This window comes from Nonomuraea sp. NPDC050691, assembly GCF_040654455.1.
In the GTDB taxonomy this organism is placed as follows: domain Bacteria; phylum Actinomycetota; class Actinomycetes; order Streptosporangiales; family Streptosporangiaceae; genus Nonomuraea.
Map to the genome: position 1 here is coordinate 66,732 of NZ_JBFAIA010000012.1, position 14,241 is coordinate 80,972.

Annotated in this window: 14 protein-coding genes and 1 pseudogene; 11 read left to right on the plus strand and 4 right to left on the minus strand. The window is 68.3% G+C overall.

Translation table 11 applies throughout. From position 1 onward, the window contains the following. Positions 1-10 precede the first annotated feature (10 nt). The 5 genes from AB0H81_RS07805 (at position 11) to AB0H81_RS07825 (ending at position 4,102) form a co-directional block, all read left to right on the plus strand. Positions 11-1,156: an FAD-dependent monooxygenase gene (locus AB0H81_RS07805; protein ID WP_358370725.1), complete on the plus strand. Its 1,146-nt coding sequence runs from the start codon at positions 11-13 to the stop codon at positions 1,154-1,156. Positions 1,157-1,309: 153 nt separating this feature from the next. Next, the gene (locus tag AB0H81_RS07810) at positions 1,310-1,963 is read left to right on the plus strand and encodes a DUF998 domain-containing protein (RefSeq protein ID WP_358370728.1); all 654 of its coding nucleotides are present in this window, start codon (positions 1,310-1,312) and stop codon (positions 1,961-1,963) included. Between the two features lies 1 nt (position 1,964). Next, positions 1,965-2,399, plus strand: a complete 435-nt coding sequence (locus AB0H81_RS07815) for a hypothetical protein (protein WP_358370731.1) — start codon at positions 1,965-1,967, stop codon at positions 2,397-2,399. Positions 2,400-2,409: 10 nt separating this feature from the next. Continuing rightward, positions 2,410-3,330 carry an ABC transporter ATP-binding protein gene (locus AB0H81_RS07820; RefSeq protein ID WP_358370734.1) on the plus strand — a complete coding sequence of 307 codons (921 nt, stop codon included), beginning with the start codon at positions 2,410-2,412 and terminating at the stop codon, positions 3,328-3,330. Then, positions 3,323-4,102, plus strand: coding sequence for an ABC transporter permease (locus AB0H81_RS07825; protein WP_358370737.1), 780 nt, complete (start codon positions 3,323-3,325; stop codon positions 4,100-4,102). The genes AB0H81_RS07820 and AB0H81_RS07825 overlap by 8 nt, the downstream gene beginning before the upstream one ends. Positions 4,103-4,586: 484 nt before the next feature. On the opposite strand, the gene AB0H81_RS07830 is transcribed toward AB0H81_RS07825, so the two are convergent. After that, positions 4,587-5,189, minus strand: coding sequence for a YdcF family protein (locus AB0H81_RS07830; protein WP_358370740.1), 603 nt, complete (start codon positions 5,187-5,189; stop codon positions 4,587-4,589). Then, positions 5,186-6,568, minus strand: a complete 1,383-nt coding sequence (locus AB0H81_RS07835; RefSeq protein WP_358370743.1) for a helix-turn-helix transcriptional regulator — start codon at positions 6,566-6,568, stop codon at positions 5,186-5,188. The genes AB0H81_RS07830 and AB0H81_RS07835 overlap by 4 nt, the downstream gene beginning before the upstream one ends. 222 nt (positions 6,569-6,790) lie before the next feature. On the opposite strand from AB0H81_RS07835, the gene AB0H81_RS07840 reads away from it, so the two are divergent. Both AB0H81_RS07840 and AB0H81_RS07845 read left to right on the plus strand, forming a co-directional pair. Next, positions 6,791-7,285 carry an SAM-dependent methyltransferase gene (locus AB0H81_RS07840; protein ID WP_358370746.1) on the plus strand — a complete coding sequence of 165 codons (495 nt, stop codon included), beginning with the start codon at positions 6,791-6,793 and terminating at the stop codon, positions 7,283-7,285. Positions 7,286-8,883: 1,598 nt separating this feature from the next. After that, positions 8,884-9,390 (plus strand): annotated as a pseudogene (locus tag AB0H81_RS07845) (SUMF1/EgtB/PvdO family nonheme iron enzyme); the annotation flags it as partial. Between the two features lie 375 nt (positions 9,391-9,765). On the opposite strand, the gene AB0H81_RS07850 reads toward AB0H81_RS07845, so the two are convergent. Continuing rightward, positions 9,766-10,473, minus strand: coding sequence for an NUDIX hydrolase (locus AB0H81_RS07850; RefSeq protein ID WP_358370818.1), 708 nt, complete (start codon positions 10,471-10,473; stop codon positions 9,766-9,768). A gap of 170 nt (positions 10,474-10,643) precedes the next feature. On the opposite strand from AB0H81_RS07850, the gene AB0H81_RS07855 reads away from it, so the two are divergent. From AB0H81_RS07855 to AB0H81_RS07870, 4 genes are all read left to right on the plus strand, one after another. Further along, entirely contained in the window at positions 10,644-11,078 is a 435-nt protein-coding gene (locus AB0H81_RS07855) for a hypothetical protein (protein WP_358370749.1), read from the plus strand. Positions 11,079-11,181: 103 nt separating this feature from the next. Beyond that, entirely contained in the window at positions 11,182-12,276 is a 1,095-nt protein-coding gene (locus tag AB0H81_RS07860) for a radical SAM protein (RefSeq protein WP_358370751.1), read from the plus strand. Continuing rightward, positions 12,273-12,710: a dTMP kinase gene (tmk, locus tag AB0H81_RS07865; RefSeq protein ID WP_358370752.1), complete on the plus strand. Its 438-nt coding sequence runs from the start codon at positions 12,273-12,275 to the stop codon at positions 12,708-12,710. Before AB0H81_RS07860 ends, tmk begins: the two co-directional genes overlap by 4 nt. Positions 12,711-12,886: 176 nt before the next feature. After that, entirely contained in the window at positions 12,887-13,687 is an 801-nt protein-coding gene (locus AB0H81_RS07870) for an endonuclease/exonuclease/phosphatase family protein (protein ID WP_358370755.1), read from the plus strand. Here the strand turns inward: AB0H81_RS07870 and cyaB are convergent. After that, on the minus strand, positions 13,684-14,238 hold the full coding sequence (gene cyaB, locus AB0H81_RS07875; RefSeq protein ID WP_358370758.1) for a class IV adenylate cyclase: 555 nt from the start codon (positions 14,236-14,238) through the stop codon (positions 13,684-13,686). The genes AB0H81_RS07870 and cyaB overlap by 4 nt on opposite strands. Positions 14,239-14,241 lie beyond the last annotated feature (3 nt).

Genomic DNA, 14,241 nt, shown 5'->3' on the forward strand with positions numbered 1-14,241 from the left:
CGAAGCCATCATGCGCGCCATCATCATCGGAGCCGGCATCGCCGGCCTGGCCACTGCCCTGCGCCTGCACCAGATCGGCTGGGACACTCTCATCGTCGAACGCGCCCCGCAGCGGCGCGGCGGCGGGTACGCCGTCACCTTCGGCGGCATCGGCTACGACGCCGCCGAACGCATGGGCATCCTGCCCGACCTGCTCAAGAAGGGCTTCATCACTGACGAACTCGTCTACCACAAGCCGAACGGCGAACGCCGCTTCTCCCTCGACCGCGCCACCATCACCGCCACCACCGGACCGCGCTCGATCACCATCCTGCGCGGCGACCTGGAGTCCGTCCTGTACGAGAGGGTCGAGGGCCACACCGAGATCCGCTTCGGCGCCACCCTCACCGCCGTCGACCAGGACAGCCGTGCCGTACGCGTGAGCTTGACCGACGGCACCGTCGAGGAGGCCGACCTGCTGATCGGCGCCGACGGCCTGCACTCGGCCACCCGCGCCCTGCTCTTCGGACCGGAAAAGGACTTCCTGCTCGACCTGGAGCACAAGGTCGCAGTCTTCATGCTCGACCAGCGGCCCGCCAGCATCGCACCGGGCGCGACCGCAACCCTGTCATCCGGCGGGCGCACCGCGGCGGTCATCAGCATCCCCGACGGCCGCAACGTCGCCTTTTTCGGCTACCGCACAGGCCACGCCTGCCCGGGCGAGGACGTGGCCACCGAACTGCGGCGCGTCTACGGCGACTTCGGCTGGGTCATCCCCGAAGCCCTGGCCGGGCTGGCGCGGGCCGATTCGGTCTACTTCGACACCATCAGCCAGGTCGTCGCACCCACCTGGAGCAAAGGCCGCGTGGTCCTGCTCGGCGACGCCGCCTGGTGCGTCACCCTGTTCGCCGGGTACGGCTCCTCGCTGGCTGTGGGCGGCGCCGACCGCCTCGGCACCGAACTGGCCGCCTACCCCGGCGACATCCCCGCCGCACTGGCCGCGTGGGAGCAGGCGATCCGGCCCGAAGCCGAACGCAAGCAGAAGCTCGGCCGCCGCGTCAAAGGCGTCTACGCCCCCGCCAACCCGGTGGTGCTGTGGCTGAGCCAGCTGCCGCTGCGGCTGGCCGCCCTGCCGCCGGTCCGCCGGTACATGACCCGCCGCTTCATCAAGGGCTGAGCGTTGTGTAACACCTGGCCGGGCAGGCGGCCAGGTGTTACATTCCAGTCGTCTGCAAGAACGCGCCTCGAAGAGTGGCGCGAACGTCGGTGAGCCGGGAAGCCTGGTCGGCCCGCGATCATTTAGGTCGCGGAGCTAGGAGGCTTGCTCCCGATGCGCCCGACCACGACCCTTCTCGTCTGCGGCATCGCCGCTGGCATACTCGTCCCAGCGCTGCTCCTGATCGACGGCGCCACTCGGCGCGGCTACAGCCTCTGGCACCACGGCGCCAGCCAGCTCGGCACCGGTGAGCGCGGCTGGCTGCAAACGGCCAACTTCGTGATCGGCGGGCTGCTGTTGCTCGCCTTCGCCGCTGGGATACGCCGCGTGCTTCCTCCCGGCCGGGCCGCCGTCTGGGCGCCGGTCCTTCTGGTGGCCGGTGGCCTGGCGATGGTCGTGGCGGGGATCGTGCCCACCGATCCCGCCCTCGGCTATCCGCCCGGCCGGCCCGAGGTGGTCACCACCGCGGGCCGCGCCCACGGGCTGGCGGGCCTGGTGCTGTTCGCCGCGCTGGCGGCCACGCCGCTCACGCTGGCGCGCAGCCCGCACGCCGGTAGCCGGGGATGGGCGCGCTACTCGCGCTGGTCGGGGGCGCTGGTCATCGCCTTCGCCATCGCCGCAGGCCTCGCCTTCCGCCTGGACGTCCAGGGCGTGCTTCGGCCCGCTCCCGCCGGGCTGCTTGAACACGCCGCCCTGCTGGTCGGCTTCGCCTGGATCATTGCCGCCGCCGCCCGGCTGCGCCGCCGTAGCGCCCCTACGGAGGTGTGAGGTGGAGGTCGCACTGAAGATCCTGCTCGGCTTGTACATCCTGCAGGCCCTGATCAAGTTCGTCACCCTGTTCGCCGCGCCATATCCGACCCGCATCAAGCGCATCGCCGCCGTCCACCAGGGCGGCGCCTTCCTGCGGTGGTTCGACGACATCCTGCTGCTGCTCATGATCGTCCTGGTCGCCCTGCTGGGCGCCGTCGGGATGGAACACCTCAGCTTCATCACCGGCCTGCTGGTCGGCCTCACCTTGACTCAGGTGTTCTTCCACCGCTTCACCCGGCCGCTCGCGCCGAACCACGAGCCTCCACCACCCGTCACGCCGATCAAGACCATGTCCTACGCCATCCAGGCCCATCCCCGGCTGGCCTGGCGCGACATCCTCCTGCAGGGCGCGCTGCTCGTCTGGGCACTGTTCATGCTCATCACGCAGCAATGAAGGAGCACTAATGGGCAGCACAGGGGCGCCCGTCGTCGAGGTAACCGGCCTGACCAAGCGCTACAAGGACGTCCTGGCTGTCGACAACGTCGGCCTGAGCGTGGAAGCGGGCCAGATCTACGCCCTGCTCGGACTCAACGGCGCCGGCAAGACCACGCTGATCCGCATGCTGCTCGGCATGATCGCCCCCACCGCCGGATCGGCAAGGGTGCTCGGCACGGCCGTCTCGACCGGACAGCGTTCGGCCTGGGCCCGCACCGGCTACCTGGTCGAATCCCCGGCCGCCTACCCCGAGCTGACCGTGCGGGAAAACCTCCACCTGTACGCCCGCCTACGCCGGCTCAAACACCCCGACCGGCACGTGGCCGACATCATCGAACGGCTGGCCCTGACCCCCTACGCCGGGCGGCGCGCCCGCACCCTGTCCATGGGCAACCTGCAGCGCCTGGCCCTGGCCAAAGCCCTCATCCACCGCCCCGACCTGCTCATCCTCGACGAGCCCGTCAACGGCCTGGACCCCGCCGGCGTGGTGGAGATCCGCACCCTGCTGACCGGCCTGGCCCGCGACCACGGCACCACCGTGCTGATCTCAAGCCACCTGCTGGCCGAAGTCGCCCGCCTCAACGGCCGCATCGGCATCCTGCACCAGGGCAGGCTGTTGGCCGAGCACGACGCCACCAGCCTGGACCAGCACCGGCGCCGCCATCTGAGCGTTTCCACCCGCGACGACACAACGGCCGACCGGGTACTGCGCGATCACGGCTACCAGCCCGAAGTCGGCCTGCTGCTGACCGACGAACGCGCCTTGGCCCGGCCCGAGGAGGTGGCCGCCATCCTGGTCGAGGCTGGTGTGCCACCCACTGAACTCCACCGGGTGGAAGAAGACCTGGAAGCCTACTTCCTGCGCATCGTCGGAGCCGACCATGCGTGAAGCGTTGTGGAGCGAACTGCTCAAGGCACGACGCAGCCGCCTGCCCGCTCTCACCGCGCTGGCCTTCTCGATCGTCACCCTCGTCTGCGCCTTGTTCATGTTCATCCTGGCCGACCCTGCCCGTGCCCGCGCGATGGGACTGCTCGGCGACAAGGCCCAACTGTCCGGCGCCAGCGCCGACTGGCCCGGCTACCTGGCCCTGCTGGCTCAGGCGGTCGCAGTCGGTGGCCTGCTGGTCTACAGCATGATCGCCATCTGGCTGTTCGGCCGCGAGTTCAGCGACCACACCGTCAAAGACCTGCTCGCCCTGCCCACCTCCCGCACCGCCATCGTGGCCGCCAAGTTTACCGTCGCCGCCGGCTGGGCCCTGCTGCTCGCCACCGGCACGACCGTCCTCGGCCTGCTGCTCGGCGCGCTGCTGGCACTACCCGACTGGTCGGCGCAAGCGGCCGCCGCCGGGGCCGTGAAGATCCTGGTAGCCGCGGCCTTGTCCGCCGTGCTCACCACGCCGCTGGCGCTGGCCGCCAGCGGCGGCCGCGGCTACCTGGCCGCGGTCGGCGTGCTGTTCGTGCTGGCCTTCGCCGCCCAGATCATCGCCGCGCTCGGCTTCGGCGCCTGGTTCCCCTACTCGGTACCCGGCCTGTACGCGGGCATCGCCGGCCCCGACCACGACCCGCCAGGACCGATCAGCATGCTGCTCGTCCTGACCACCGGCACAGCCGGCGTGGCAGCGACACTCGCATGGTGGCGCAACGCCGATCACGACCGCTGACCCGAGCTGATGCTGCTGCCGACCATCTGGTTTCCACGTCCAGGGCAGTCTGCGCCTCCTCCGAGACGACATCTCGCCACCTATGATGATGATCCTTTCGGCGGACCGCCCTGGTGGCGTTGCCCGGGGGCCCAGCGACTGGATGAAAGTCGCCGACATCGCCAGAGCGGAGAGGCGATCCTGCTCAGCCCAGCCGCGCCCTCCGCCCTGCCCAGGAGGGCCCGGCCAAGCCCGACAGATGCTTGAGGCGCCGTTCGACGGCAAGCCTTGAACCCGTTCCTGAGCGAGAATCAGCACCAGGATGTCCCATCCCACCGCTCATTGCCGGCTGTCGCCGCACGCAATCAAGCCGGTGAGCTCGGCGATCCCTGTAGCGGCGCAGATTCTCCGGGGCCTTGTGCCCGTCAGCATCAACAGGCTCGCTCCGGCCTGCCCGAGATGAGTCAGGGCCAAGTGCGTAGTCTTCGCCCGCTCTCGGTGTGGCTCATCGCCATGCTTCTCCCATGCGCTGCAAGCCGGCGAGGCTGCCGTCCGCGACGCGGTGCGAGACCTCTTCCCATTCACGGATCACTCGCCGCTTGCCGTCGGAGATGGATGGCCAATCCGCTCGAGTCACGGGTTTGCCTGCGTAGATGGGATCCCATCCGATGGCGTGAAAGACCCCGATATCTGGGCACAGGGTCTTGAGCATGTGGACAGTGCGGCGGTGATACCACTTGGATACGGCAGTGATCGTCAGCCCGGATCGTAGCGCTTCCTGGAGGAACGGCAGCGCGAACTCGACGTTCTGCCAGGTGTTCGCAGACTGATCCTCGCAGCGGATCACGTCCTCGGGGACTCCACGCTCGACAAGAAGGCGTTGGAAGGTGCGCCCTTCGATGATTCCGTTGTGGCGGTTCACCCCGCCGGTGACGATGATCAAGGGAGCGAGCCCCGCACGATAGCGGTCCACCGCGATCTCGGTCGGCGCTTCCTGATTGGTGCCGAACAGGAAGAGTGCTGTCGGCTGGTCGTCAGGCGGTGGCGCCTGGATGTCCACGAAGGCGGTGATCTCGGCAATCTGCTCAGGATTGATGTCGTCGGTCATCCACGGTCCTTGGCAGCTCGCGGGAGTTGTGGTTGGCGCACAGCCGAGGCGTTGATCGCTTCCAGGTAGTAGGCATGATATTCGGCGGTCTGTTCAGCGCTCGCGAACTGCTGGGCCAGCACCTTGTCGAGCTTTTCGGCCAGGACCATGGTGGGCCAGGCGGGGCGGCTGCCTGACAGCGCCGCATGGCCGGCCGCCACCGACTCATCCAAGCGGCCGAGCCCGGCTTGGGCCAGGCCAAGGATGAGCAGTGAACGCGCGTAACCGGACGGGTGCTCACCACGTTGGCGGGCTTCCGGCTGATAGACGATCTCAATGACGCGGTTGGTGGCGGTGACGGCTTCGCGGTAGCGGCCGACGAACAGCAGCGATGTGGCGGTGTAGGGCGGATCTTCCGACAGCGAGATGGAAAGAGCGCCCGTTGTGGGGGTGCCAGGGGGAAGCGCTGCGATTGCCTTGCCGGCTTGGCGCCGGGCGCGGGTCATGCCGTCGACATCGCCGGCCATCGCCGCCGCTCGCATCTCCTGGGCAGCCAGCTTGGCGTAGACGACCGTCCCTTCCTGCACGACCTCTCGTCCGCGAGCCGACAGGGTCGCTGACTGGCGGGGCTGCCCTTGGTACCAGGCGATCATGGCTTTGGTCAGGGCAGCCCAAGCCTCCAGCTCTGGGTGCCTGGCTTCCCTGCTTCGGCGTTCGGCATCGGAACACCAGACTCGGGCCGCCGCATGTTCTCCCATGTCGCATGCTGCCACGGCGAGCAGGTGGGACAGCGAGCCGGTTGCCAGGACGAGGTCCTTCCGCAGCGGGGCGTGCCCGATGTGGTCGAGAAGACCACTGGCGTAGGACCTGACGGTGAGGAGCTCGTCGTACACGTCTGCCGGAGGAAGGGCGCAAATGGTCTGTGCGTAGTGGTCGATGAGCTCGCCCAAGCCGTCCACGATGCCACCGAGATGATCATTTCCAACCACGTTGAGTGCCTGGATGACGCGCGGATCGTCGTGCAAGCGCATGGCAGGCACCACCGCCGCCGCGATCCCACGCTGTAGAAATGTCCGGCGTAGCACCTCGCTCACCTGCTCCACCTCGTCGCTGGGGACAGTGTAGGGAGCGGCGGGCACCTTTCCGGTTCGTGTCTTCTTTCCTGGTCTGTCGGGGGCGCTCTTCAGCACCTCCAAGTCCGCGTTGAGGACTTCTGCCAGCGCAGGAAGCCAAGAGGTCGGTCGAACACGCCCCTGCTCCCATCTGCCGACCTCGAACCGGGTGATGGTGCATGTGCCGGTGATCGCACACAACCCTTCCGCCACCTGCTGCTGCGTCATTCCGGCGGAGTCCCGCAGGTGTTTCAGCAGGTCCGGAAGAGGGAGGTACGGCGCTTCCACCTGGCGATCCCTTTTCGGTCAGCGTGTGGGCACGGTGTGGGCACGCTCAGTGCGCCCCTCCATCGTGCCCCCAAGAGGCAGATGCTGCACAGGTATCGCCGGAGTGCCACGAGAGGCACGTCAGTCGCGACACTCGTGGCCCTCCGGACCTTCACTGACTCGTTTCCAGGCCAAAGCAACGGTGAGCGCTCGTTGTGCTCCCAACGATCATTGAGGCTCGCGATGACTGCCGACTCCCCCACAGCGCCACCCTCGGAAGTGGATCCGACCAAGCCGACCATCACCCGGATCTACGAGTACTTCTTTGGCGGCAAGGACAGTCTCGCCGCCGATCGCGGGTTGACCGATCAGGCATCGAAGGTGGCACCGAACGCGCGCAAGAAAGCCGTGACCGCGGCTCCACAGCCCAGCAAGGTCAGCAACGCCGCTGAGGTGTTGAGCGACGAGGCGGCTCAGCTCTTGGCCGCGCAGTTGCAGGCTTCGTGGGGCGGCCGCTGGCAGGTGATGTGGGAGCCCTGGGGCCGCAAGTTCCGGGCATTCCCGGCGTACGACATGGACGTCGACACCCCGGTCGAGGGCGCGAATCTGCGCGAGCTGTGGCGCGCCGTCATCGACGTCGACCAGGCGCTGCTGTTCGCCGTGGCCGAGGCCATTCCGGCGCAACCGCCCACGGTCATCCACATACCGCCCGGCTTCCTCCAGGAAGTGTTCGGGTGAACAGCGCGGGCTTGACCATCGTCGGGCTCCATTCGCTCCTGACCCGCGCTGCCTACCTCTCGGTTCCCACGCTGGAGTCCTCTGCCAGGCGTGGACGGGCGGCCGGTCTGACCGCCTCCCTCACCCCCCCTCTGGACGTACAACGCCAGGGTCGTTCGCTACGCGAAGGTCGTGCCATGGACGCCGGTATCGCATGCGCTGCCATCTTCACCCTCGACACCCTCAAAAGGGGCCGGCGCACGCCGCTTGCCGAGATCGACGCGGATCACCTTCCCGCTACCGCTCACTCCACCGCAGAAGACAGCGGCCTCGCGCACGCGCGATGTGAGAGGAACCCGGATGGACCTCATCCTCCTCGTCCACGGAGACCCGTGGAGCCCTGACCTGCCCCACGACGCAGCCCTCCGCCCTGGACTCGTCCGAGCGTTCACGCTCGCCCGCCGAGCCGCGGAACGCCTCGTCGGCCGATCAGAGCGCGCCACGGCGGAAGGCCCGCACAACGGCGGTCACCACCACTGCCTCACTGCCACCCCCAGAAAGCCGCCTCCGCGCGCGCATTCGAGCGACCTCACCGCCTCGGAACATGGAGGACCTTCATGAAGTATCAGCCCGCATCCCCCGGGCCAATCTCCTCGCGGGTGGCCGTCACCAGCGCGGCCGGCTTCATCGGCTCGCACGTTCTTCCGGCGCCATCGATGTCGATGGGAGGAGCACGGATGCGCCACACAAGCGAGATCTTGTCCGAGGTCGACGCCCGGGTGGCGGCGATGCGGGAAGAGGCGGGCGCCCCGCTGCTGGCTCCGCTACTGATGCTGGGCACGATAGAGCGGGTCGGCTCGAACTGGCTGTCGGACACGCTGCGCATGCTCATGTGCCAGCACAACGAGCCGCTACGTCAGCAGTTGGCACCCGACCATCCACTGTCGCCGCTCAACCCGGACGCGGTCGGTTTGTCCAAGGCAGATCAGCGGCTTACTTCGTACGGCCGGCACTGGCTCGTCACCTTCGCCGCAGCCAAGTACGGAACCACAAGGCAGGTCATCAAGGAGACGAACCTGTTCTTCGCGCTGCCGAGCTTGCTGGAGCTGTTCCCGTATTCGCCGGTGGCGGTGCTTACCCGTAGCCCGCTCGGCGTGGCCGGCTCCTTCGTCCGGGGCGGGCTGTTCGGCCGCTGGAACTACCGGGCGCGCTATCAGCAGATGGTGAGCGCCACCCGGAGGGCGAACGCTCTGCTGGCCGAGGCAGCCGCGCTGGTGCCCGACGACGACCCGGACGACCTGGTGGCGCTCGTACGGCTGCACGTGCTCAACACCGTGCTGCTGGCCATCGCGCTCGATGCCCGCACTGGTGGCGACGCTGGTGGAGCCCAGGTCTCCTGCATTCCCTACGAGGCGGCAGTAAGGAACCCCGCGGCCGGCTGGTGCGATCTCATCCGTGTTCTGCCGGAACTGGCCCGCGTCGACCGCCCTCAAATGGCCGGGGAGGCCGACGGGCAGACAGCGGTGCGAGTCGAGGACACCTTCGTCACCACCACTCCGAAGACAGCTCTCACCGCTGAGCTGGACTCCGCCTCCGCCGAACTCGTTCGCACCACCACCATGAACGCGATCACCATCACGCAGCAGACGTTTCCGCCGCACATCGCGGCCCAGGCCGGCGAGTGGCTGGCCGGCGACCACCTGTACACGCTCACGCCGCCTGTCTCTCGCCCGCGACTCCGCCCCCGACCCGGCAGCCCGTCCACTCACCGGGTCGAGGTCGCGTTCGTGCCAGGAGAGAACGGGCTGCGCTGGCGCAACCTGCTGGTCACCAACGCCGAGTTCGCCGCGTTCCTCAATGAGATGGCCGAGACCGGGCTACCCAACAGCGACTCCGGCACCTACCTGCTGTGCTGCGAGATGCCGCACGAGCGCGGAGGTCGCCTGCACCGTGACCTCACCGGGCGTTGGATGGTCAGCCCCGGTTTCGAGGACCATCCGGCTTACTGGGTGACGTGGATCGGTGCTACGGCTTTCGCCGTCCGCCACGGCGTTCGGTTACCGCGTTTGGCCGAACTCGCTCGACAGTTCAGGGTGGGAGGACAGCCCTCCAACACCGACTACCGGGTGGGCGACACCGTACCTGTCGTGCAGGACGACGTGGGCGACGGCGGCATTCATCACCTGGTCGGCAACGTCCAGGTGTGGTGCGGCGACGGTCCCGATCTCGGGCCAGGGCCGGCGGCCAGGTGGCTGGCGGGCGCCGCCTGGAACACCCCGTCCACGCCACAGGAGGTGCTGCGACGCCGGCATCGGCACCTGGCCGGTAGCTCCCGGGGCGTCGGCATCCGCCTGGTTCAGGACGCCTCGGGCCCCTGCCGGAGGTCCTCGCCGCATCAGATAGCGGCGGTGCTGCGCGCGTGGATGGACGGCTTGGCCAAGCGTGAGCAGTCCTTGCCCGTTCTGGACGGCCGTATCGTCAGCGCTCTTGACGTGCTCGGCTCACAGCCCGATGTTGGACTTGGCGCCCATGTAGGAGCCGGCTCCGGGGAATCCGGCCTGGGCGAGCTCGGTGAAGCGGCGGCTGAAGCCCAGCGACGGCAGGTCGCCGATGGGCACGAACCGCACGCCCCGGATCGGTCTGGTGTCCGCGCCCTCGTCGATGGCGCCGAGGCTGCCACCGGTCCGCGTCGCCTCGAAGGTGATGTGAACAACGTGGGTGTCGCCGCCAGGCAGGTGGTCGCACAGGTACAGCAGCCGGCCGACGTTCACCTCGACGCCGGTCTCCTCCCGCATCTCCCGCGCCAGCGCCTCGTCGAGAGGCTCGCCGTGCTCGACCTTCCCGCCAGGCAGCGACCAGAAGCGGCCGGTATCAGTGTCCTGGTCCAGCAGCAGAATCCGCTCGTCCTCGATCAGGACCCCGGTGACGCGTACCTTCAGCACCCCGGCAACGTACCGCAGCCCGCCGTGGCAGAGCCGGCCAATCGCCGGGTCCGCGTCGTGGTCGCCGCCGGAGGACTGGGAACGCGGGTCTCCTCCTGGGCGCGCTACCTGCCCAAGGAGTGGCTTCCTGTCACCGGACGGCCGGGCATCGTGCATGTTCTGCGGGAGATCGCTGAGATCGGTCCGGCGCGCGTCGTCGTGGTCTACCACCCGTACTACAGGCAGTTCGTGTCGTGGGCTCGCCGAGCACTGGAACCGGACGGACATGCCGCCTACGCGCGCTCGGCGGGCAATCCGGTTGCCGTCGATGCTCCGCCACAGGGGCTGGTGATCGACTGGGTGGCGCAGCGGGCTGTTACGCCGATCTCACCTCGCTGCTCAACGGCGCCGACCACCTCGCCAGCCATTCAGACACCGCCGGAGACGATGCAACGTACGTGGTGTTCGGCGACAACCTCTACCCCTCGTGCAACGTCCTGACGGCACTACAGCAGGCGCCCGAGGGTGTGGCGGTGCTCGCCCGCGACTACGACCCCGCGCTCGCAGAGCGGCGCGGCGTCATCGTCACCACACCTGGCCCGCAGGGTACTCCACGCATGATCGACCTGGTGGAGAAGCCTGACCCGGCCGCCGCACGGAAGCTACAGGCACGCCACGGGACGGCGAACCTGATGCTTCTCGAAGGCCGGGCACGCCTCGATGACGCCTTTATCGCCTTCGCCCGCGACCGACACGCGAACGCCCGGCCCGGCACAGAACCGAAGCTCGCCCTCGCACTGGGCGCCTATGCCCGCACCCGACCTGTCTGGGGCGTGCGCACCAGCGCCGACGTCATCGATCTCGGCGCGCCAGACGTGCGGCACAACACCTGAAACGACTCGCCCCACACCCCGGGAGGTGATCGTCACCATCTCTCTGGCGCCATCCCAGCCTCCGGCCTGACCGGATACTCCCCACCCACGCGAGAGGACCATCGTGAAGCGACTGATCGTCGACACCCACGCCAGCTCTTGCTACTTCCGCACCTCGGTCCCGGGAGACCAACGCAAAGCGCTCGTGCAGATCACCGAACGGTGCAACCTGCACTGCGCGCACTGCTTCGTCTCCTCCGCCAATTGGGGTGACCACATGCGGCTGCGAGATCTGACCGAGACGGTGTTCCCGCGGCTGCGCCGCGCCCGCGTCGAGCGGCTCACCCTCACCGGCGGCGAGCCGTTCGTCCACCCGGACATCATGGCCATCTGCCGGGCGGTCTCCGACATGGGGATGCCGCTGGGGATCTGCACCAACGCCACCCAGACCAGTCCCGAGCAAATCGCCGAGCTCGCGGGCCTCGGCAACGTGCACATCAACGTGTCGTTCGACGGGTTCCGGCGCGAGAGCCACGGCAAGTTTCGCGGCAACACCACCTCGTTCGACACCACGCTGGCCACTACCCGCGCGTTCGCAGAAGCGGGCCTGCTGCAGGGGTTGCTGTCGACGCCGAACGCACTCACCAACGTCGAGGAGTTCGCTGCGCTGTGCTCCTTCGCCGTCGAGGTCGGCGCCCAGTACGTGCTGATGAACCCCCTGTCGTCGTTCGGCCGCGGCGTCAAGAGCCAGGGCCGGCTCGCCGCCGATGCAGGCAAGATGCGCGCCATCCGCGACGTCACCGAACAATTCCGCGACCAGGGGATCGACGTGGTGCACATCCGCTTCCCCAACGACAGCAAGCCGCTGGCCGGCTGCGACGCCGGAAAGCTCATCTACGTGTTCGCCGACGGCCAGACCGCCATCTGCCCCTATCTCGTCTTCGCCGCCCGCACCCCACAGTCGAAGCACACCGACACAGAATTCCTCGTAGGCAACATCCTGAGCGAGGAGGTCGCCCCCGCGCTCGACGCCTACGACCTGACCGGCCGGCTGCGCATGGGGCACAACACCGTCTGCCCACCGTGTTCGATGAACAGCTCCTGCGGCAAGGGCTGCCCTGCCGCGGTCGTCGCCCGCGGGCAGCGCATCGGCGACGTGGACACCGAGCAGTGCCCGGTCGCCGACCGTCCGCTGCTGCAGATCGCCACCCGCCGGTGAACGGCCTGTTCCTGGCCGTGGAAGGCCCGAACGGCGTCGGCAAGACCACGACGGTAGCTCGCCTGGCCGAGCTGGCGCGACAGCGAGGCCACGCCGTCCACGTCACCACCGAACCATCCGACACCCCGCTTGGACGGCTCATCCGCTCCAGCGAAACAGCGCTGACCGGCCGCGCGATGGCACTGGCGGTCGCCGCAGACCGCTACGCCCACATCGACACCGAGATCAGCCCCGCGCTCGCCGACGGCAAGATCGTCATCAGCGACCGCTACGTGCAGTCGTCCCTCGTCCTCCAACGCCTGGACGGACTGCCCTTGAAAGAGATTTGGCAGTACAACGCTCATGTGCCACCCGCGTCCCTATCCTTCTACCTACGCCACAGCGCTCACGTCATCCAGCAACGGCTCGACCAACGGCCACCACTCACGCCTTGAACGCGCCGGCTCCCCCGCCAGGGAAGCCACCCTGTACGAGGACGCGTACGCCTTCCTGGCGGCGCGCGGCTGGTGCCAGGCGTGGATCGACTGCCGCGCCCTCGATGTGGACGGCGTCGCGGCGCGGCTGCTCCAGCACATGGAACGGCTGAGAATCAGCTAGAGGAGCATCAACGGTGGTCACGGCACTGACGATCAATATCGGGGCGGCGTCCATCGAGCGTGCCCAGTTGCTGCTGCGCTGGCTCGCCGCCCGCGAGGAGGACGTGTTCGTGCTCACCGAGACCAGCGCCGGAACCGGCACCGCGCACCTGCTGGAGCAGTTCCGCCGCGCCGGCTACACGATCGTCAAGACCGCGGACGTCAACGGCGAGCGGGGGGCGGCACTTGTCTCACGCATCCCGCTCGCCGGACCCCCGCTCCTGCTCGACCCGATCAGCATCCCCGGCCGCGCCGCTGCCGCGCCGCTGGACACCACTCCCCGCACATGGTTCGCCAGCGTGTACGTGCCCAGCCGCGACCGCAGCGCCGACAAGACCACCCGCAAGGAGATGTTCATCAGCAGCCTGCTCAAAGTCCTCGCCGAACTGCCCGACCAACAGCGCGACCACCTCGTCATCGGCGGCGACTACAACGTGATCACCGCGGACCACCGGCCGCTGCACCCGGGGTTCCTGCCGTTCGAGTTCGCGCTGCTCGACGACTTGCGCTCGTACGGCTTCATCGACGCGTTCGAGCACTGCCAGCCCGGGGTGCAGGAATACAGCTGGATCGGCCGCACCGGCGCCGGCTACCGCTACGACTACTTCCACATCGGCCGGGCACTCGCGGACCGCATCTCCGGTTGTGCCTACCTCCACGAAACCCGCGAGCAGGGCTTGACCGATCATGCAGCCGTCCGCGTCGTTCTCGATCTTGATGCCTCCCGACTTCCCTGCGACGATCCTTCCGGTCCTGAGACGATCGAACTGTTCTAGGCCAGCGCCAACGCGGCGCGCACCAGCGAATCGTAGGTGTCCGTCGTCCGTTCCAGGCCGACCCCGAGCGAACGCGCCAGCACGTCCAACTCCTGCTGCACCTCGATGCCGGCTACCTCACCCGCCACCGTCCGCTCGAACTCGACGAACACGCCCGCATGCTCGACCTCATCCACGCAAACGGTGACCTCACCCAGTCGCGCGCTCCGCCTCTTCTTCACGATGCGCACCGTGGGGCGGAAGCCCATCGCGACGATCGCGTCATGCATCTGCTCGCGATCAGCGATCTCGGTCTCGTACTCCAGACACGCCATCGCGTTGTCCAGAGGTCGCTTCAACGTGAACAGGTGCCGGCCCTGCTGCGTCCGCAGCCGCAGGAACGTCACCCCGATCTTCGACTGGCCGTAGGCCCAGCCGCCCTGCGCGTAAGCCTGATCATCCTGATGGACCGGGGCTGAGAGGATCGCTCCCCGCGCGGTCAGCGCCTCTTCCAGCGCCATGAGGTCATCCACTCGATACTTGACCTCGATCTCTTGGATCCCAACTGCCACGCC